The organism is Cryobacterium breve, from assembly GCF_004402375.1.
Classification (GTDB): domain Bacteria; phylum Actinomycetota; class Actinomycetes; order Actinomycetales; family Microbacteriaceae; genus Cryobacterium; species Cryobacterium breve.
On sequence record NZ_SOGJ01000011.1, the window covers coordinates 25,213 to 43,880 of the forward strand.

Here is an 18,668-nt window from a genome sequence, read left to right on the forward strand (position 1 = left end):
CAACTCGAACCGGGCTAGGGTGCGCCTGCGCGGGCAGTCGAGGAACCCGGTTGGCAGGGCGCCGGGCCTGCGCACGATGAACACATCCAGAAGCAGGCCGAGGCCTCTGCCATCTCGGTGGCCATCAGCACCCCGCCTGGCGAGAGGCCGAGCACCACAACATCCGGCCTATGCAGGTATTCCTACTGCTTCGCCGGCCGCCTTTCGGCGAGGACTCAATCTGTTTGATCGGCCATCGTTCCGTTTCCTGTGACCCCGAGAGTCAGCCCTGCCCCGGCGCACCACCAGGGCGGACAAGTCGGGCTCCGGCAGCTGCCATCCAGGCGCACAGGGGCTGTTTTGGAAAGCCAGACGAACGCGTTTAGAGTCAGCGCCATCATGGATGAGATCGCAATCGGAAGATACCGGCACTACAAAGGCAACGAGTACGAGGTGCTCGGCGTCGCCCGGCATTCGGAGACTGAGGAGCAACTGGTGGTCTATACCCCGCTGTACGGGGAGCGGGGGCTGTGGGTGCGCCCCCTGTCCATGTTCGCGGAAACCGTCAGCATCGACGGAGAACAGGTTCCCCGCTTCACCCTGATAGGCGGCGTTGACTAGCCGATCGCCGCGCCCCGGTGCTGACGTGAAACGAGCTGTGCTGCCCCGAAAACGAGCTGTTTCGGCCGGACAGGACCGGTGGAAATAGAACAGGCCCCGACCGAAGTCGGGGCCTGTTCTATGTTGTGAACTGCCTGGTGGATCCGAGGGGATTCGAACCCCTGACCCCCTGCATGCCATGCAGGTGCGCTACCAGCTGCGCCACGGACCCAGATTGTGTTTCGGAATTTCCCCGAAACAACTTCTCTAGGCTACTACATGTTTAGCCTGCTACTGACCACCGCTACTCAACGGCCTCGTGGGCCGGGAGCTCGATGGGAATGACCGGGCAGTCTTTCCAGAGGCGCTCGAGCGAGTAGTACACGCGCTCTTCCTCGTGGAAGATGTGCACGACGAGGTCGCCGAAGTCGACCAGGACCCAGCGACCCTCAGCGCGACCCTCGCGGCGAAGCGGCTTGTGCCCGGCTTCGGTCATCTTGTCCTCGATCTCCCCGGCGATGGCAACCACGTTGCGCTCGGAGCGGCCGGTGACGATGAGGAAGATGTCGGTGAGTGGAAGGGGATTGGATACGTCGATTGCGACGAGGTCCTCCCCCGCTTTCGAGTCTGCGGCGGCGGCGGCCACCTTGAGGAGCTCGAGAGCATGGGCAGAAGCGGTCATCGAATGAATCCCTGAGTTAGTAAAAGCGAAATGGATGGCACTAGAAGATATTCAAGACGTAGCCGGCCACGAACAGGGCCAGAACGCCGAAGGCGAGAACACCCGCCGTGACGGTCAGCACGGCAGGCACGGTCACGCCGCGTTTGACCGGCGGGGCCATGACACCCCGGGTCGAGGCGTGAGTGCTGACGGCGCGACTCGCGCTGACTGGGGCCACGTCACTGTGGTGGCCACCCTCGTCGAGTTGGTCGAGCATGTGGTCCATGTCGGACGAGTCGAACAGGTTCGGCAGCGCGCCGGTGGAACCGAGGCTTCGTGGCAGATCGATGGATCCGGTGACCATGATCTCGCCGGTGCTCGAAAGCGGACCGGACGTGGATCCCTGGTGCGGGATGGAGGGAAGCATAAGGGCGTTCGTCGTGGTGGGAATGCCGCCGGCGCTGATGCCTCGGGCCACGATCTGATCGAAGGGCTCGACCTGGGTCACGCCGGGAAGGCGGTCGTCGACCTCGTCGCGCGCCAGAGACCAGTGACCAACCGGCGGATGAAGCACACCGGGACGGGCCTTGACCTTGGTGCGCGGGGTGGCCTCGATCATGAACTCGACCGGCGGATCCACCTTGGCCGGCGACGCCGGAACGTGCAGGGCGGGAACGTGCAGCGCGTCAATGGCAAACGGATGAGCGCTCGGGGTCGCCTCGAAGGCTGGTGTGGAGAAGGCAGCGGGCGCGGGCGCCGAAGCGGGAACCGCCGCCGCCGAGGTCTCGTTGGGAGCGTCCTGGCGTGGCACGTGCTCATCGGTCTCAACGGACTGCGACGCGTGCAGGGCTCGCAGTTCGCGGCGGGACAGGGTGTGCTCGAGTGCGATATCAGCAGTGTGCCTGCTCCCGGCCGGGCGCGGGGCGAAGGCGGAGACGACAGGAGTCGGCATTGCGGAATCCGGCTTGACCGGGGAATCCGTAATCGGCGTCGCGACGGGGGCAGCCGAATCGGTGGCAGCATGATCGAGCCCATTCGCCAATTCGCGCGCTTGCCGCCGCGTCAGTGGCTGCGGGTTGTTACCCAACGTCATGCCACACTCCGATACAGATGATGCTTTGAGATGTACTGGACGACCCCGTCGGGGACCAGATACCAGACCGGGAATCCCCGGTTCACACGTTCCCGGCAGTCAGTGGACGAGATGGCCAGAGCCGGAACCTCCAATAAGCTTACGTCCTGGTTGGGCAATCCCGAAATACTGAGCTCGTGTCCCGGGCGACTCACAGCCACAAAATGGGCCAGGTCCCAGAGCTCCTGCACGTCTTTCCAGCCGAGGATCTGACCCATGGCGTCGGCGCCGGTGATGAAGAACAGGTCGGCCTCCGGCCGCTCGGCGTGCAGATCCCGGAGAGTGTCGATCGTGTACGTGGGCCCGGTGCGATCGATGTCGACGCGGCTCACGGTGAAGCGGGGATTGGACGCGGTGGCGATGACGGTCATGAGATAGCGATGTTCGCTCTCGGTCACATCCGCCTTCTGCCACGGCTGGCCGGTCGGCACGAAGATGACCTCGTCGAGGTCGAAGCTCTGCGCCACCTCGCTGGCAGCCACCAGGTGCCCGTGGTGGATGGGGTCGAATGTTCCACCCATCACGCCGATGCGCGGTGGTCGGACCCCGGGAGTATCGATGGTGGGTCCGATCGTTTAGTGGTCGCTGCGCGCGCCGCCGCGGGCGTCGGCGTAGGCTTTCGCCTTGGCCTGGTGACGGTTTGCGACGTCCCGGTAGGACCAGACGACGAAGCCCAGCGCGGCGAAGACGACCAGGCCGACGAGGCCGTAGAGGTACGTCGGCATGGGCAGGGCGACGTGCGCGGTCTCAGTCAGCACAAGGGTCAGAAACGACATGGGGTTCTCCATTCAGGGACACAGAACAGTATGCAAGCGCCACGGTAGACCATCCTAGCGGGGGCCTACCCGCGCACCTGGCCGGAGCCGCGCACGATCCACTTCGTGCTGGTGAGCTCGGGCAGGCCCATGGGGCCGCGGGCGTGCAGTTTCTGGGTCGAGATGCCCACCTCGGCGCCGAAACCGAACTCCCCGCCGTCTGTGAAGCGGGTCGAGGCGTTGACCATCACGGCCGCGGAGTCGACTTCGCCGAGGAATCGGTCGGCGTTGACGATGTCGTTGGTGATGATCGACTCGGTATGGCCGGTGGAATAGCGACGGATGTGCGCGATCGCCTCGTCGAGGGAATCGACGACCGCGACGGCCAGCTCGAGGCCCATGTACTCGGTCGCCCAGTCCTCCTCGGTGGCCGGAACGGCCGCCGGATAGATCTCTCGGACCCGCTCGTCGCCGTGTAGGACGACTCCGGACTCGGCGAGCTTCGCCAGGACAGCCGGCAAGAGGCGCCCTGCCGCGGCCCGGTGCACGAGGAGGGTCTCGAGGGCGTTGCAGACGCTGGGACGCTGCACCTTCGAGTTGTGCACGATGTCCACCGCCCACTGGAAGTCGGCCGTTTCGTCGAGGAAGATGTGCACGACGCCCGCCCCGGTCTCGATCACCGGAACGGTCGACTGGGTGACGACCGCCTGAATGAGGCCGGCACTCCCCCTCGGGATCAGAACATCGACGTAGCCACGCGCCTGCATCAGCTCAGTGGCCCCCGGGCGGCCGAAATGGTCGATGGTCTGAACGGATGCCACGGGCAGGCCGGCCTGCTCGATCGCGTTCTGGAGCAACCCCACGAGCACCCGGTTGGTGTTCTCGGCGGCGGATCCGCCGCGCAGCACAACCGCGTTACCGCTCTTCAGTGCGATGGCCGCGATGTCGACCGTGACGTTCGGGCGCGCCTCGTAGATCACACCGACCACACCGAAAGGCACCCGGACCTGGCTGATCCGCACGCCGTTCGGCAGGCTGGAACCGCGCACGACCTCACCGACGGGGTCGGTGAGCAGGCTGATCTCCAGCACGGCGTCCGCGAGGGCGTTGATACGCGCCGGATCGAGGCTGAGCCGGTCGAGCATTCCCGTGGACAGACCCCCCGCGGCGCCGACGGCGAGGTCCAGGGCGTTGGCGGCCACAATCTCGGTCACGCTTGCACGCAAAGTGCCGGCGATGCCGTGCAGGGCCTGGTTCTTCAGCCCGGTCGGCGTCGTTGCCAGGGTGCGGGCGGCGGTGCGGGCGGCTTCGAGGATCGGAGTGATCTGAGGTGAGTCAGTCTGCAGCATCTCGGTAGTTTACGGGAGGGCGGGCTCGAACCAGGTTCCAACTTTGTCCCCGCGGAGCGCCTCGGCCACCAGGCCGGTCGAAGTGACCAGTACCGCGGTGCCTGCCTCGGCCGCGATTCGGGCGGCCGACACCTTGGTTCCGGCGCCCCCGGTTCCCACTCCCGATCGGCTGCCGCCGAACTCCACGCCCGGCAACCAATCGCCGGAGGCGACGTGGTCGATGCGTTCGGCGCCCGGCAGGTGCGGCGCGCGCGTATACAGGGCATCGACGTCGCTGAGCAGCACGAGCAGGTCGGCCTGGATCAGCGTTGCGACCAGAGCCGCGAGCCGGTCGTTGTCGCCGAAGCGGATCTCATGAGTCGCAACGGTGTCGTTCTCGTTGACGATCGGCAGAATACGCAGGCCGAGGAGCCGATCCATCGCCCGGTGGGCGTTGCCGCGGTGCGCGGGGTTCTCCAAATCGCCGGCTGTGAGCAGCACCTGACCGGCGACGATGTCGTACCGGTCGAGACTATCCTGGTAACGGAAGATGAGCAGGTTCTGACCCACGGATGCCGCAGCCTGCTGGGTGGCCAGGTCGGTGGGTCGTTCATCGAGCTGCAGGTATGGCATGCCGGTGGCGATGGCGCCGGAGGAGACCAGCACGATCTCTGCTCCGCGACCGTGTGCTGCCGCCAGGGCGTCGACGAGCGGCGCGATCTGCCCGATGTTCGCACCGCTGATCGACGACGAGCCGACCTTGACGACGATGCGCGCCGCTGACGCGATCTCGTGTCGACCCAGCACGCTCACAGCAGGGCTCGGCCGGGCGCGGTCGGCATCGGCTCAAACCAGGTGCCGCAGTTGCCGCCGTCCAGGGCCCCCGCTGCCAGGCTCGTTGCGGTGACGAGGACGGCCGTTCCGGCGGACGCGGCGAGGCGGGCCGCCTTCACCTTGGTGGTCGCGCCGCCGGTACCGACGACGCCGGCACCCTTGTTGGCGGTGAATTCCATGCCCTCGAGCTCTTGGTCGAAGCCGATGAAGTCGATGGATTCCGCGCCCGGCAGATGCGGAGGCTTGGTGTAGAGGGCATCCACGTCGCTGAGTAGCAGCAGCAGGTCGGCCCGAATCAGGACCGAGAGCATGGCTGCGAGCCGGTCGTTGTCGCCGAAACGCAGCCCGTAGGTGGCAACCGTATCGTTTTCGTTCACGATCGGAATGATGCGCAGGTCGAGCAGCCGGTTGACCGCGCGCCGCGTATTGCTGCGGTGCGGTTCGTTGAGGAGATCTCCCTCAGTCAGGAGAACCTGACCCGCGGCGATGCCGTAGCGGTCGAGGGTCTCCTGATACCGGGCCGTGAGCACGTTCTGACCCACGGATGCGGCCGCCTGCTGCGTGGCCAGGTCGCCCGGCCGCTCATCGAGGTTCAGGTAGTCCATGCCGCTCGCCACGGCACCACTGGACACCAGCACCACCTCGACACCGCGCCCGTGGGCCTCCGCCAGGGCCTCGATCAGGGGCGCGATCTGGCCCGAGTTGTCGCCGCTGATCGACGAGGACCCGACCTTCACCACAATGCGTCGAGCGGAGGCAACCTGAGCGCGGGCGCGGTTGCTCATTCCGTGGTGCTCTCCTTGCGGGGCGACACCGGGACGGAACCATCGCCCGTGAGGGTGTCTCCGTTGTACTCCTCCTCGCCCGTGGACCACATGCCGGCCTCGCGTTCGCGGATGAGTTCGGCGCGGGCGGCCGCCTTGGCGTCCATCCGACCGAAGTACTCTTCGCGCCGCTCGTTGCTCGTGCGTCGCTTGGAGTCGTCCAGCCGGGTGTCAGTGCCTCGCGGGGCAGTGATCAGTTCAGCCGTGGAGGTCAGGGTGGGCTCCCAGTCGAAGACCACGCCGTTGCCCGGACCGATGATCACCGTGGAGCCGGCTATCGCTCCGGCCTTGAACAGCTCGTTCTCGATGCCGAGTTTGGCCAGGCGGTCCGCCAGGAAGCCGACGGCCTCGTCGTTCTTGAAGTCCGTCTGCTGCACCCAGCGCTCAGGCTTGGTGCCGATGATGCGGTAGATGTTGCCGAACGAGCCGCCCTCGACTTTGACGACGAAACCGCTGTCGTCGACGGGCTTCGGGCGGATGACGATGCGGGGCTTGACGGCCTGCGCAGCGGCGGCTTCGACCCGGCCGGCTTCGACGGTCTCGGCCAGCGCGTAGTTGAGCTGCTTGAGACCCTCGTGACTGACGGTTGAGATCTCGAACACGCGGTATCCGCGGGCCTCAAGGTCGGGCTTCACGAAATCGGCGAGCTCGCGGCCCTCTGGAACGTCGATCTTGTTCAGGGCGATCAGCTGAGGTCGCTCGAGGAGCGGCTTCTGGCCATCCGGAACCGGGTAGGCGGCGAGTTCGCCAAGGATGACGTCGAGGTCACTGAGCGGGTCACGGTCGGGGTCGAGCGTGGCGCAATCGAGGATGTGCAGCAGAGCCGTGCAGCGCTCCACGTGGCGCAGGAACTCGAGTCCGAGCCCCTTGCCTTCGCTGGCACCCTCGATCAGGCCGGGCACGTCCGCTACGGTGTAGCGCACCTCCCCGGCGTCCACGACGCCCAGGTTGGGGTGCAGGGTCGTGAACGGGTAGTCCGCGATCTTGGGGCGGGCGGCCGAGATGGCCGCGATCAGGCTGGACTTGCCGGCCGACGGATAGCCGACGAGCGCGACATCCGCCACGGTCTTGAGCTCGAGCTGGATATCGCCTTCCCAGCCGTAGGTGCCGAGGAGGGCGAAGCCGGGGGCCTTGCGCTTGAGCGAGGCGAGGGCGGCGTTGCCGAGCCCGCCCTGGCCGCCGGGAGCGACGACGATGCGGAAGCCCGGTTCGGTCATGTCGGCAAGCTCGTTGCCCTCGGCGTCCTTCACCACGGTACCGAGCGGCACGGCCAGTTCCATCAACTCGCTGCCGAAACCGGCGCGGTGGTCGCCCATGCCGGGACCGCCGTTCGCGGAGCTGCGGTGCGGGGAACGGTGATACCCGAGGAGGGTGGTCACGTTGGGGTCGGCGACGAGCACGATATCGCCACCGCTTCCGCCGTTGCCGCCGTCGGGACCGGCGAGAGGCTTGAACTTCTCACGCTTGACGGAGACACATCCGTTTCCTCCGTTGCCTGCTCGCAGGTGAAGAGTGACGTGGTCAACAAACGTGGCCATGGGGGTGCCCCTTTCAGGTGGCAAACAAACTCGGTGACGCCAAAACGGTGGTGCGGTGGAGACGAGGGGCTGTAGTACGTGGAGCTGCCTGACTGTGCTGCGATCAGGAACCTGCAGCCCTGAAACACGCAAAGGGCGAGCCGAAGCCCGCCCTCACGCTTACCGAAGTGGATGCCTACGCGGCCGCCACCACGATGTTGACGACCTTGCGGCCGCCCTTGGCGCCGAACTCAACCGAGCCGGGCTCGAGAGCGAAGAGCGTGTCGTCGCCACCACGGCCGACATTGACGCCGGGGTGGAAGTGGGTGCCACGCTGACGAACGATGATCTCGCCCGCGCTGACAACCTGACCGCCGAAGCGCTTCACGCCGAGGCGCTGGGCGTTGGAGTCGCGACCGTTGCGAGTGGAACTCGCGCCTTTTTTATGTGCCATCTGTTCTGCTCCTCAGGGCCTAGGCGATGCCGGTAACCTGAACGCGAGTGAGCTCCTGACGGTGCCCCTGACGCTTCTTGTACCCGGTCTTGTTCTTGAACTTCTGGATGACGATCTTCGGACCACGGAGGTCGTTCAAGACCTCGGCGGTAACCGTGATCTTGGCCAGTGACTGCGAGTCAGAGGTGATCGTGTCGCCGTCGACGAGAAGCACAGCGGCCAGCTCGACGTTGCCGTCCTTGTTGGCTTTGATCCGGTCCATCGTGACGATGGTTCCGACCTCTACCTTTTCCTGCCGCCCACCGGCGCGCACAACTGCGTAAACCACGTTACGTACCTATCTCTGGGGAGCCGTGAGGCCCCGTGATGGAAAGTTACTGCTTTGAACAGACCAAGTCGGCCCGTCGCTTTCAGAAAACCTCGGTGATCGCGGAGGCAAAGGCCCATCGCACACCAAAAGTCAACGTTAGCCGATCATTCTGCAGCGGTCAAACCGAGGGCCGACCATAGACTCTGACGATGAGCGTGTTGATCGACCAGCCCATGTGGCCCGCGCACGGCACGCTCTGGTGCCATCTTGTCAGCGACTCGTCCCTGGCCGAACTGCACGCGTTCGCGGCGGCCAACGGCATCCCCCGGCGCGGCTTCGACCTGGATCACTACGACGTGCCCGAACGCCTGCACGCGACACTGGTGGCCGCAGGGGCGCATCCGGTGGGCAATCGGGATCTGGTGCTCCGACTGCGCTCCAGCGGCCTGCGGGTGAGCGCACGCGAGCGGGCTGCCCGCACCGATCCCCCGACACCCTGACGTCGCGGCACCGTCAGTGGAGACGGGCGACCGGCGGCCGAGCGGCCCGACGGCCCCTCACACCATCGGTCGCCCGGGAGATTGGATCGTTACTGCTGCGGCTCCGACGACGACGCCGACGTCACGATCGGCTGGGCAGATCCGGTGGATCCTCCGGCCGTCGTCACCCGACGGCTGCGCGATCGCCCCTGGCCGGGCTGCTTGGGCTCGGGCAGGGAGTCCAGCACCGAGTCCAGCAGCTGGTCCGTGACCTGCTTGCTGACCGTGCGGCGGCTGCGTGAGGACTTCTTGACCGGGATGTCCAGGATGGCGACCGACTCGTCGTCAGGGCCGGACTCGGCGGCCTCGGACCGAGCAGACCTGACCGGAGCGGGCAGCTCGATCACGAGGGGCTCGGCCAGCGCCTGCCCGGCCTGGGCCTGCGGGTCCACGACGGGAGCCGCGGGACGCTGTCGGGTGGTCGAGGATGCCCGGCGGCTGCGGCGCGCCGGCGGGGCCGTCGTCTCGGAGGCGGTCGGCTCGGTCAGGACCGTCTCGATCGGATCGGCCGGGGCTGAGCCCGCGTGGACTGCCACAGTGGCCGCCGGTGCGGAATCGATCTGAACGGATGTCGTCGGTGCCTCCGCCGCCTCCTGAGGCACCCGGACGATGGGGATCGAACCGGTCAGCGCGCGCGGGATGGTGCGCGCGGCAATCAGTGCAAGAGCGTGCTTGGCGTCCTCGGTGATGCCGTGCGTGCCGTGGCCCGCCTTACCAACCTCGGCCTGGGGTGCGTTCGCGGTACCACCGGCATTGCCGCCGTTGTGGCCGCTGCCATTTCCGCCGCTGCGGTACCCGTTGCCGTTGTCGCCGCCTGAATTGTTGCCCGACTTCGTGCGCGGGCGACGCTCCATCGCCGGCTGGGCGGTCTGACGGTGCTTGAGCACCGGGTCGTGGTGGATGACGATGCCGCGCCCGGCGCAGGCCTCACAGTTCTCGCTGAAGGATTCCAGGAGTCCGAGGCCGAGTTTCTTGCGGGTCATCTGCACAAGGCCGAGCGAGGTGACCTCGGCCACCTGGTGCTTGGTGCGGTCGCGGCTCAGGCATTCGAGCATGCGGCGCAGCACGAGGTCGCGGTTGGTTTCCAGAACCATGTCGATGAAGTCGACCACGATGATGCCGCCGATGTCGCGCAGGCGCAGCTGGCGCACGATCTCCTCGGCAGCCTCGAGGTTGTTCTTGGTGACGGTCTCCTCCAGGTTTCCGCCCGAACCGACAAACTTGCCGGTGTTGACGTCGACGACGGTCATGGCCTCGGTGCGGTCGATCACGAGGGATCCACCGGACGGCAGCCAGACCTTGCGGTCGAGGGCCTTCTCGATCTGCTCCGAGATGCGGTACTCGTCAAAGGCGTCGTTCTCGCCCTCGTAGCGTTCGACGCGCTCGACCAGGTCCGGTGCGACCTGACGCAGGTAGGCCTCGATGACCTCGCGGGACTCTTCGCCGGAGATGACCATCTTCTGGAAGTCCTCGTTGAAGACATCCCGCACGATCTTGATCAGAAGGTCAGGCTCGCTGTGCAACAGGGCAGGGGCCTGAACCGTGTCGACCTGCTTGGCAATGGATGCCCACTGCGAGGTGAGCCGGTTCACGTCGAGTGTGAGCTGCTCATCGGTGGCACCCTCGGCCGCGGTGCGCACGATGACGCCCACGTTCTCGGGCAGGACCTCCTTGAGGATCTTCTTCAGGCGTGCGCGCTCGGTGTCGGGCAGCTTGCGGCTGATGCCGTTCATCGACCCGTTCGGCACGTAGACGAGATAGCGGCCGGGGAGCGACACCTGGCTGGTGAGGCGGGCCCCCTTGTGGCCGATCGGGTCCTTGGTGACCTGCACGAGGACCTTGTCGCCTGGCTTGAGCGCGAGCTCGATGCGGCGAGCCTGGCCACTGTTGCCCGAGTTCTCGGCGGCGGCTTCCCAGTCGACCTCGCCGGAGTAGAGCACAGCGTTTCGGCCGCGTCCGATGTCGACGAAGGCAGCCTCCATGCTCGGAAGCACATTCTGCACCTTGCCCAGGTAGACGTTGCCGATCAGCGACGCATCCTGGTTCTTGGCCACGTAGTGCTCGACCAGCACCCCGTCTTCAAGAACGCCGATCTGGATCTTGTTGTGCTTGGCCCGCACGACCATGACCCGGTCGACGGATTCACGGCGGGCGAGGAATTCGGCCTCGGTGATCACCGGGCGGCGACGTCCGGCGTCCCGGCCGTCTCGACGGCGCTGTTTCTTGGCCTCGAGCCGGGTAGACCCCTTGATGCGCTGGGGTTCGGTGATCAGCTCGGGTTCGCGGGGAGTGCGCACGCGTACGACGGTGTTCGCCGGGTCGTCGGATCCGGACCGGTTCTCGTCGCCGGTGCGGCGACGAGCGCGACGGCGGACCGTCGACGAGTCGTCGCCCTCGTCATCGTGGTCCTGACGCTGATCGGGACGGTTGTCCTGGCGCGAGTCCTGGCGCGTGCTGTCCCGGCGATCGCCGGTGCGGGCCGGCAGAGGCAGGATGACCGGGGCCTGGAACACCAGCGAAGTCGACGGGCGACGAAGCGTGTCGGTGGGCGGGGTGGGCGGCTGCGTCGTTTCCACGGCTGCGTCCTGTTCTGTGTGGAGGGCTCCGCCGAACGGACCGGCTGCAGCCGGCCCGGTCACGGCGTCATCGGTGTGGACGGGGATCGGCGGCATCGCTGCGACCGCCTCGGTCGTCGCCGGCGGGACGAGCGAATCGGCCGCCTTCACGTCGGCGGGCACGGCTTCCGTGATTTTCACGGGCGCGGCAGCACGCCTCGCGGTGCGTCGAGTGCCGAACAAACCCTTGCGTTTTTTGATGTTTTCGTTGTCTTCCACCATTACTGGTGCGCTCCTTGACCGGGTTGGGCGACCGCGCCACCCATCCGGCTACTCTCTCGTGGGAGGATCACGCTTGCGCGAAACCCTCGGGAATCCTCTTCGTTCGCAACCGGCTCATGGCTCTGGTTGCTAATACCTTTGGTCGTGGGACCAATGAATCTGGGCATTTACGGCCCATTAAGCCTTCTCTGGCGTCAGCTCGAGCGCGGCTCGAGCGACTGTTTCGATTATCGCATGCATTCTCAGGAACACGTGCGAGGCACATGACATAATCCGATGGTGCATCACACCGAGCCTGTCAAGCGCCCCATCGGGCTCGCCGTTTTCTTCATCATCGGGGGTGCGATCGCCCTCACCGCGGCGTTCCTGCTCACCCTGGACAAGTTCGCAATCCTGGAGGATCCGCAGGCCCAGCTGTCCTGCAACTTCAGCGTGCTGGTGGGTTGCAGCACCAACCTCGGTTCCTGGCAGGGCGCCATCCTGGGCTTTCCGAACCCGCTGATCGGGCTGATGGCTTGGACGGTCGTCATCACCATCGGCGCCGCGATATTGGCTGGTGCGCAGTTCTCACGCTGGTTCTGGGTCGCCCTGAACGTGGGCCTCACCGGGGCCCTCGCCTTCGTGATCTGGCTGATGGCCCAGAGCTTCTTCGTGCTTGACGTGCTCTGCCCGTGGTGCATGGTGACCTGGACGATCACCATCCCGATGTTCCTGGCCGTGACCCTGCACAACCTCACGGCGGGCAACCTGCCTGCCTCCCCCGCCGTGCGCCGCATGGCGGCGACCGCCTACTCCTGGATCGTCGTGATCACGATCGTGTGCTACCTGCTGGCCGCCGTCATCGCCCAGCTGGAAATGGACTTCCTGCACCGCCTCTAGGTAGGTAAGTCCCCGCAACCGCAGCCGAGGCCCTGCAGCAGCTCCCCCGAACAAATTCGACGGAGATCTTGCTCTCAACGGCACGTTGTGACTCAAAAACGGGTATTCGACCGAAAATTTCCGTGGAATTGGCTGTGCGCCGGGCGTGGGGCTTCGCCCGTGAGGGAGCAGTGACCGGGGCTCAGGAGAACCAGAGGGCAAGCTCGCGGGCGGCGGACTCGGGCGAGTCGGAGCCGTGCACGAGGTTCTGCTGAACCTTTGTGCCCCAGTCGCGGCCGAAATCGCCGCGGATGGTGCCGGGAGCGGCGGCGGTGGGGTCAGTCGTGCCGGCCAGGGAGCGGAAGCCCTCGATCACGCGTTCGCCGGCGATGCGCAACACGAGGATCGGGCCGCTTTCCATGAATTCGACGAGGGGTTCGAAGAACGGCTTGCCCTGGTGTTCGGCGTAGTGCTCGGCCAAAAGGGACCGGTCGGCCTGAACGAGCTTCGCATCGACGAGGGAGTACCCCTTCTGCTCGATGCGACGGAGGATCTCGCCGGAGAGGTTGCGGGCAACACCATCCGGTTTGACCAATACAAGAGTTTCCTGGACCTGAGTGCTCATGATTTCTCTTTCTCGTTGTTCTCGTTGTTCTCGTTGTTCGAGTTGAACTGTGTGTTCTGGTTGTCGATCCGGGAACCGGAGATCATGCAATACGCCCACATGGCCGCGAACATGCCGCCGACGAAGAACATGGCCGGGTTGAGGAAACCGGCCGCCACCATGATCAGCTGCAGGATCCAGCCGGCGACATAGGCCCACTCGTAGCGGAGCAGGGCCAGCACCGCCACCATGAGGAGGCCCAGCACGGCGCCCCCACCGAGGGCCGGCAACGGCGGCAGCGCCCCAAGGCCGAAGATCACGAGGGCGGCGAGGGCCACCACGATAACCTCGAAGCCGAGCACGATCGTCGCGAGCGTACGTTTGACCGACCGAGGTGCGGGGGTCATTTCGCCAGCCATTCCCGGGCGTCGGCCAGAGTGATGGCCTCCCCGACGAGTGTGATCGAGCCGGTCACGATCACAGCGCGCTTAGGTGCCTCCAGGGCCCATTCCCGCGCGGAGTCGAGCGCTTGGCCGAGGTCGTCGAACCGGATGGTGCTCTCCTCGCTGCCGATGCCGGCCACCAGGTCGGCGAGGTCGTCGACACCGATGGCGCGCTCCGACTGCGACTGCGTGACGTGGAACCGCGTGATCCTGGGCGCGAGTGCGGCGATGATGCCGGTCGCGTCCTTGTCGGCGAGGATGCCCACCACGGCCACGATCTCGTCGAAGTCGAAGTAGTCGGCCAGCGCCGCACTGAGCGCCGTGGCGCCGTGGGGATTGTGCGCGGCATCCACCAGCACGGTCGGTTCGATGCCGACCAGCTGCAGGCGTCCGGGCGAGGTGACCTGCGCGAGCCCCTCCTCGACCAGCTCGAAGGAGAGCGCGGTCGCGCCCGACCCGAGGAACGACTCTACGGCGACGATCGCCACTGCCGCGTTCTCGGCCTGGTGCGTGCCGTACAGAGGAAGGAACAGGTCGGCGTAGGTGCCGGCCAGGCCGCGCACGGAAATGAGCTGCCCGCCCACGGCCACCTGGCTGCTGAGCAGGGAGTAGTCCTCACCCTCACCGGCCAGAGTCGACTCGGTCAGCTCCACAGCACGCTCGAGCTCGGCCTGTGCAGCCTCGGTCTGCCGGGCGGAGACCACGGCGGCGGACGGCTTGATGATGCCGGCCTTGGTGCGTGCGATCTCGGCGATGGTGGCACCCAGTCGCAGGGTGTGGTCGAGGGCGATGGGCGTGAACACGGCCACCTGACCGTCGGCGACGTTGGTGGAATCCCATTCGCCACCCATGCCGACCTCAACCACGGCCACATCGACGGGGGCATCGGCGAAGCACGCGAAGGCGAGCACGGTGAGCGCCTCGAAGAACGTCAGCGCGTCGTCGCCGACGGCCACCAGCTCAGCGTCGACCATGTGCAGGAAGGGCTCGATGTCGGCCCAATTCGCGGCCAGGGCCTCATCGGTGATGGGCTCCCCGTCGATCACGATTCGCTCGTTCAGCCGCACCAGATGCGGGCTGGTCATCAGTCCGGTACGCAGCCCGTAGGCGCGCACAATGCTCTCAATCATGCGGCTCGTGCTGGTCTTGCCGTTCGTTCCGGTGACGTGGATCAGCGGATACACGGTCTGCGGGTCGCCCAGCAGTTCCAGCGCCCGCCGGGTCGGAGCCAGGCGCGGCTTCGGCGATCCCTCGCCCACCCGGGTGAGGAGTGCGGCGAAGACGGCGTCGCCGGCCTCGCGACCGGCCTCGGACGGCTGGCGCGACGTCTTCGACTCCGACTTTTTCGGTCCGGACTTGGAGGAGTCAGGTTTCTTCGATTCAGACATGGACCAGTCCGTTCTCTCGGGCGACGGCGACCAGGATGGTCCCCCGGTTGGCGTATTGCCCAGCGGCGAAGAGTACATAGTGCTCGACGGGGAAGCCGACCAGGCTCTGCAGCCATTCGGACGGCAGCCCGAACTCCCGGCTGTCGTCGGAGACCTCGGCCGCCACATGCGTGGTGAACCGGGTCGACAAGGTCTCCGCGGCCACGTCGACGCCCGGGGCCAGGGTGAAGGTGGCGGCATCAGCGTCAGAGTAGAAGACGAGGTCGAGACGGATGCGGTCGCTCACCTCGAATCCGGCCGACTTGCGGGTGTCCTGCACGGCCCGGATGAGGTCGCGGGCGAAGCCCTCGGCCTCGAGTTCGGGCGTGGTCTGCGTCTCGAGCAGCACGAAACCGCCACCGGAGAGGAGCGCCAGGGCCGGGGCATCCGCTGTCGGGGCCTCGTCGGTGGCGACGGCGGGACCGGTCTGCAGCACGAGTTCGTACTCCCCCGCGGCCAGATCGACGCCGCCAGCGGTGACGACGCCGTCTCTCTCGATCCAGTCGCCGGCGCGGGCGGCCTTGATGACGTGCTGCACCTGCTTGCCGAGGCGCGGGCCGGCGGCCCGGGCGTTCACGGTGAGCCGGGAGGTGATCCCGTAGTCGCCGGCACTGTCGTCGGCCAGCTCGACGAGGCGCACGCTCTTGACGTTCAACTCGTCGCGCAGGATTCCTTCGAACGGGGCCAGGGCGGCGGTGTCGGCGGTGACGACCGTGAGGGAGGCCAGCGGGAGACGCACGCGCAGCCCGGCCTGCTTGCGCAGCGAGAGAACGGTGGAGCTGATCGTGCGTACCTGGTCCATGGCGGAGACAAGCGAGGCGTCCGCCGGGAAGAGGGCGGCGTCGGGCCAGTCGGTCAGGTGCACGCTGCGACCACCGGTGAGCCCCTTCCAGATGCGCTCGGTGATGAGCGGGAGCATCGGCGCGGCCACCCGGGTCACGGTCTCGAGCACGGTGTACAGCGTATCGAAGGCCTCGGTGCCCGCCGTCGTGCCGGTCGAAGCGCCGGCCCAGAAGCGGTCCCGCGAGCGGCGCACGTACCAGTTGGTGAGCACGTCGGCGAAGTCCCGGAGCCGGGAGGTCGCCTGGGTGCTGTCGAGGGCCTCCAGGTCCGCCGCGACCTGCACGATCAGGTCTCGGGTCTTGGCCAACAGGTACCGGTCGAGCACGTCGGTGGAGTCGGTGCGCCAGCTGGCGTCGTAGCCGTTCTCGCCGGATGCGTTGGCGTAGAGGGAGAAGAAGTACCAGGTGCTCCAGAGCGGGAGCATGACCTGGCGGGCACCCTCACGGATGCCCTCCTCGGTGACGATCAGGTTGCCTCCGCGCAGCACGGAGGAGCTCATCAGGAACCAACGCATGGCATCCGAGCCGTCACGGTCGAAGACCTCGTTGACGTCGGGGTAGTTGCGCAGCGACTTGGACATCTTCTGTCCGTCGTTGCCGAGCACGATTCCGTGGCTGACCACATTCTTGAACGCCGGGCGGTCGAACAGTGCGGTGGAGAGCGTGTGCAGCATGTAGAACCAGCCGCGGGTCTGCCCGATGTACTCGACGATGAAGTCGGCCGGGTTGTGGCTGTCGAACCAGTCGGCGTTCTCGAACGGGTAGTGCACCTGGGCGAAAGGCATCGATCCGGAATCGAACCACACGTCGAGCACATCCGTGATGCGCCGCATGGTGGACTGTCCGGTGGGATCGTCGGGGTTCGGGCGGGTGAGCTCGTCGATGTAGGGCCGGTGCAGGTCGGTGGGGCGCACGCCGAAGTCGGCCTCGAGCTCGTCCAGCGAACCGTAGACATCGATGCGCGGGTAGTCGGGGTTGTCGCTCTTCCAGACCGGGATCGGTGAACCCCAGTACCGGTTGCGGCTGATAGACCAGTCGCGGGCGTTGCCGATCCACTTGCCGAACTGGCCGTCCTTGACGTTCTCCGGCACCCAGTTGATGTCCTGATTGAGGTCGACCATACGGTCGCGGAAATCAGTGACGCGCACGAACCAGCTCGACACGGCCTTGTAGATCAGCGGGTTGCGGCAACGCCAGCAGTGCGGATACGAGTGCTCGTAGCTGGCCTGGCGGAGCAGTCGCCCCTCGTTCTTGATCAGCTGCGTGAGTGGCTTGTTGGCATCGCTCCAGAGTTGGCCGGCCACCTCGGGCACGTCGGTGAGGAATTTTCCGCCCGCGTCGAGCGAGATGATCACCGGGATGCCGGCGGCCTCACAGATCTTCTGGTCTTCCTCGCCATAGGCGGGCGCTTGGTGCACGATGCCGGTGCCATCCGCGGTCGTGACATAGTCGGCCACGACGATGATCCAGGCATTCTGGGTGCCCCAGACCGCGGTGTCGGCGTAGTAGTCGAACAGGCGGTCGTAGGCGACACCCTCGAGGTCGGCGCCGAGAACGGTGCGCGACACGGCAGTGACAGCGTCGGCCGCCGAGTCGTAGCCGAGGTCTTTGGCATAGTTGCCGACGAGGTCGATCGCGATCAGGTACTCGGCCCCGAGAACCTCGGTGGCAGTGACGGATGCCGCGAGGCTTTCCCGCAGCACGGTCGCATCCGGGGTGCCGTTCGGCCCGGCCGGAACGACGGCGTAGACGATCTCGGGGCCAACTGCGAGCGCCAGGTTCGTCGGGAGCGTCCACGGGGTGGTCGTCCAGGCGAGGGCGCGCACGGCGGTCAGTCCGAGGGCCTCGGCCTTGGCACCCACCAGGGGGAAGGTGACCGTGACGGTCTGATCCTGGCGCATCTTGTAGACGTCGTCGTCCATGCGCAGTTCGTGGTTGGACAGCGGTGTCTGGTCGCGCCAGCAGTACGGCAGCACCCGGTAGCCCTCGTAGGCCAGGCCCTTGTCGTGCAGTCGTTTGAAAGCCCAGATCACGGATTCCATGAAGGTGATGTCGAGGGTCTTGTAGTCGTTCTCGAAGTCGACCCAGCGCGCCTGGCGGGTGACGTATTCCTGCCACACCTTGGTGTATTTGAGCACCGAACTGCGGGCGACGGCGTTGAACGCGCCGATACCCATCTTCTCGATCTCGCTCTTGTCGGTGATGCCGAGTTCACGTTCGGCTTCAAGCTCGGCCGGCAGACCGTGCGTGTCCCAGCCGAAGCGACGGTGCACCTGCTTTCCGCGCATGGTCTGGAAGCGCGGGAACAGGTCCTTCGCGTACCCGGTGAGCAGGTGGCCGTAGTGGGGCAGCCCGTTGGCGAAGGGCGGGCCGTCGTAGAAGACCCACTCGGGGGCACCCGCTCGGTTCTCGATCGACGCCTGGAAGGTGCCGTCGTTCTGCCAGAACGCGAGCACGTCGGTTTCGATCCCGGGGAAGTTCGGCGAGGGCACGATGCCGGCGGGCTGCTGGTCTGCCGAACCGGATTGCTGGCCTTGGGGGTACGTCATGTTTCTCCTGGACGAGTCGGGCAGGCGCTGCTCTTCCGTTGATGGAAGAGCGCGGATCTGCCCCTGTTCCACGAGGACGCCGACTCCGAATGGGACTCGCCGCGGTACCACCTCGCTTGCTTTCCGGGGCCGGAACCTCGGAAAACCGCTTGTTCTGAGGCTGTGACGGGCCCGA

At 66.4% G+C, this 18,668-nt stretch carries 18 protein-coding genes and 1 tRNA gene; 3 read left to right on the plus strand and 16 right to left on the minus strand.

The window, feature by feature from the left end:
* Window positions 1–378 precede the first annotated feature (378 nt).
* On the plus strand, window positions 379–600 hold the full coding sequence (locus tag E3O65_RS03270) for a DUF1653 domain-containing protein (protein ID WP_134362326.1): 222 nt from the start codon (window positions 379–381) through the stop codon (window positions 598–600).
* Between the two features lie 135 nt (window positions 601–735).
* Here E3O65_RS03270 and E3O65_RS03275 read toward each other — a convergent pair.
* The 11 genes from E3O65_RS03275 to rplU form a co-directional block, all read right to left on the minus strand.
* Window positions 736–811 (minus strand) — tRNA-Ala (locus tag E3O65_RS03275).
* 72 nt (window positions 812–883) lie between these two features.
* Window positions 884–1,261, minus strand: a complete 378-nt coding sequence (gene rsfS / locus E3O65_RS03280) for a ribosome silencing factor (RefSeq protein ID WP_134362327.1) — start codon at window positions 1,259–1,261, stop codon at window positions 884–886.
* Between the two features lie 40 nt (window positions 1,262–1,301).
* Window positions 1,302–2,192, minus strand: a complete 891-nt coding sequence (locus tag E3O65_RS03285) for a hypothetical protein (RefSeq protein ID WP_134362328.1) — start codon at window positions 2,190–2,192, stop codon at window positions 1,302–1,304.
* Between the two features lie 137 nt (window positions 2,193–2,329).
* Entirely contained in the window at window positions 2,330–2,932 is a 603-nt protein-coding gene (gene nadD / locus E3O65_RS03290) for a nicotinate-nucleotide adenylyltransferase (RefSeq protein WP_277870408.1), read from the minus strand.
* A 15-nt stretch (window positions 2,933–2,947) separates the two neighbouring features.
* Window positions 2,948–3,148, minus strand: coding sequence for a hypothetical protein (locus E3O65_RS03295; protein ID WP_174722256.1), 201 nt, complete (start codon window positions 3,146–3,148; stop codon window positions 2,948–2,950).
* A gap of 65 nt (window positions 3,149–3,213) precedes the next feature.
* The gene (locus tag E3O65_RS03300; RefSeq protein WP_134362331.1) at window positions 3,214–4,476 is read right to left on the minus strand and encodes a glutamate-5-semialdehyde dehydrogenase; all 1,263 of its coding nucleotides are present in this window, start codon (window positions 4,474–4,476) and stop codon (window positions 3,214–3,216) included.
* Window positions 4,477–4,485: 9 nt separating this feature from the next.
* On the minus strand, window positions 4,486–5,268 hold the full coding sequence (gene proB, locus E3O65_RS03305; RefSeq protein ID WP_134362332.1) for a glutamate 5-kinase: 783 nt from the start codon (window positions 5,266–5,268) through the stop codon (window positions 4,486–4,488).
* A complete protein-coding gene (proB, locus tag E3O65_RS03310) occupies window positions 5,265–6,074 on the minus strand; it encodes a glutamate 5-kinase (RefSeq protein WP_134362333.1) in 810 nt (269 codons plus the stop codon). The genes proB (E3O65_RS03305) and proB (E3O65_RS03310) overlap by 4 nt, the downstream gene beginning before the upstream one ends.
* Window positions 6,071–7,651 carry a GTPase ObgE gene (obgE, locus tag E3O65_RS03315; protein WP_134362334.1) on the minus strand — a complete coding sequence of 527 codons (1,581 nt, stop codon included), beginning with the start codon at window positions 7,649–7,651 and terminating at the stop codon, window positions 6,071–6,073. The genes proB (E3O65_RS03310) and obgE overlap by 4 nt, the downstream gene beginning before the upstream one ends.
* Window positions 7,652–7,826: 175 nt before the next feature.
* Window positions 7,827–8,084, minus strand: a complete 258-nt coding sequence (gene rpmA / locus E3O65_RS03320; protein WP_104169636.1) for a 50S ribosomal protein L27 — start codon at window positions 8,082–8,084, stop codon at window positions 7,827–7,829.
* A 19-nt stretch (window positions 8,085–8,103) separates the two neighbouring features.
* Window positions 8,104–8,412: a 50S ribosomal protein L21 gene (gene rplU / locus E3O65_RS03325; RefSeq protein WP_104103412.1), complete on the minus strand. Its 309-nt coding sequence runs from the start codon at window positions 8,410–8,412 to the stop codon at window positions 8,104–8,106.
* A 191-nt stretch (window positions 8,413–8,603) separates the two neighbouring features.
* Between rplU and E3O65_RS03330 the strand changes: the two genes are divergently transcribed.
* On the plus strand, window positions 8,604–8,894 hold the full coding sequence (locus E3O65_RS03330) for a DUF4031 domain-containing protein (RefSeq protein WP_134362335.1): 291 nt from the start codon (window positions 8,604–8,606) through the stop codon (window positions 8,892–8,894).
* A gap of 89 nt (window positions 8,895–8,983) precedes the next feature.
* Here E3O65_RS03330 and E3O65_RS03335 read toward each other — a convergent pair whose 3' ends face one another.
* Complete coding sequence (locus tag E3O65_RS03335; RefSeq protein WP_134362336.1) at window positions 8,984–11,770, minus strand: Rne/Rng family ribonuclease; 2,787 nt, start codon at window positions 11,768–11,770, stop codon at window positions 8,984–8,986.
* Between the two features lie 279 nt (window positions 11,771–12,049).
* Between E3O65_RS03335 and E3O65_RS03340 the strand changes: the two genes are divergently transcribed.
* Entirely contained in the window at window positions 12,050–12,649 is a 600-nt protein-coding gene (locus tag E3O65_RS03340) for a vitamin K epoxide reductase family protein (RefSeq protein ID WP_241985642.1), read from the plus strand.
* A gap of 181 nt (window positions 12,650–12,830) precedes the next feature.
* On the opposite strand, the gene ndk is transcribed toward E3O65_RS03340, so the two are convergent.
* Genes ndk through ileS form a run of 4 tightly spaced genes read right to left on the minus strand, consistent with a single transcriptional unit; the run spans window position 12,831 to window position 18,493 of the window.
* Window positions 12,831–13,253: a nucleoside-diphosphate kinase gene (ndk, locus tag E3O65_RS03345; RefSeq protein ID WP_134362338.1), complete on the minus strand. Its 423-nt coding sequence runs from the start codon at window positions 13,251–13,253 to the stop codon at window positions 12,831–12,833.
* Window positions 13,250–13,639, minus strand: coding sequence for a DUF4233 domain-containing protein (locus E3O65_RS03350; RefSeq protein WP_166785639.1), 390 nt, complete (start codon window positions 13,637–13,639; stop codon window positions 13,250–13,252). The genes ndk and E3O65_RS03350 overlap by 4 nt, the downstream gene beginning before the upstream one ends.
* A complete protein-coding gene (locus E3O65_RS03355; RefSeq protein WP_134362340.1) occupies window positions 13,636–15,063 on the minus strand; it encodes a bifunctional folylpolyglutamate synthase/dihydrofolate synthase in 1,428 nt (475 codons plus the stop codon). Before E3O65_RS03355 ends, E3O65_RS03350 begins: the two co-directional genes overlap by 4 nt.
* Window positions 15,056–18,493 carry an isoleucine--tRNA ligase gene (gene ileS / locus E3O65_RS03360; protein WP_134362341.1) on the minus strand — a complete coding sequence of 1,146 codons (3,438 nt, stop codon included), beginning with the start codon at window positions 18,491–18,493 and terminating at the stop codon, window positions 15,056–15,058. Before ileS ends, E3O65_RS03355 begins: the two co-directional genes overlap by 8 nt.
* Window positions 18,494–18,668: the final 175 nt, after the last annotated feature.

Excerpts from the sequence above, each read along its gene's own strand:
- E3O65_RS03330 (WP_134362335.1), top strand. The coding sequence starts at position 8,604 with ATGAGCGTGTTGATCGACCAGCCCATGTGGCCCGCGCACGGCACGCTC.
- E3O65_RS03285 (WP_134362328.1), bottom strand. The coding sequence starts at position 2,192 with ATGCCGACTCCTGTCGTCTCCGCCTTCGCCCCGCGCCCGGCCGGGAGC.
- E3O65_RS03300 (WP_134362331.1), bottom strand. The coding sequence starts at position 4,476 with ATGCTGCAGACTGACTCACCTCAGATCACTCCGATCCTCGAAGCCGCC.
- proB (WP_134362333.1), bottom strand. The coding sequence starts at position 6,074 with ATGAGCAACCGCGCCCGCGCTCAGGTTGCCTCCGCTCGACGCATTGTG.
- ndk (WP_134362338.1), bottom strand. The coding sequence starts at position 13,253 with ATGAGCACTCAGGTCCAGGAAACTCTTGTATTGGTCAAACCGGATGGT.
- E3O65_RS03335 (WP_134362336.1), bottom strand. The coding sequence starts at position 11,770 with ATGGTGGAAGACAACGAAAACATCAAAAAACGCAAGGGTTTGTTCGGC.
- E3O65_RS03270 (WP_134362326.1), top strand. The coding sequence starts at position 379 with ATGGATGAGATCGCAATCGGAAGATACCGGCACTACAAAGGCAACGAG.
- E3O65_RS03350 (WP_166785639.1), bottom strand. The coding sequence starts at position 13,639 with ATGACCCCCGCACCTCGGTCGGTCAAACGTACGCTCGCGACGATCGTG.
- E3O65_RS03295 (WP_174722256.1), bottom strand. The coding sequence starts at position 3,148 with ATGTCGTTTCTGACCCTTGTGCTGACTGAGACCGCGCACGTCGCCCTG.
- E3O65_RS03355 (WP_134362340.1), bottom strand. The coding sequence starts at position 15,063 with ATGTCTGAATCGAAGAAACCTGACTCCTCCAAGTCCGGACCGAAAAAG.
- rpmA (WP_104169636.1), bottom strand. The coding sequence starts at position 8,084 with ATGGCACATAAAAAAGGCGCGAGTTCCACTCGCAACGGTCGCGACTCC.
- rsfS (WP_134362327.1), bottom strand. The coding sequence starts at position 1,261 with ATGACCGCTTCTGCCCATGCTCTCGAGCTCCTCAAGGTGGCCGCCGCC.
- obgE (WP_134362334.1), bottom strand. The coding sequence starts at position 7,651 with ATGGCCACGTTTGTTGACCACGTCACTCTTCACCTGCGAGCAGGCAAC.
- ileS (WP_134362341.1), bottom strand. The coding sequence starts at position 18,493 with ATGACGTACCCCCAAGGCCAGCAATCCGGTTCGGCAGACCAGCAGCCC.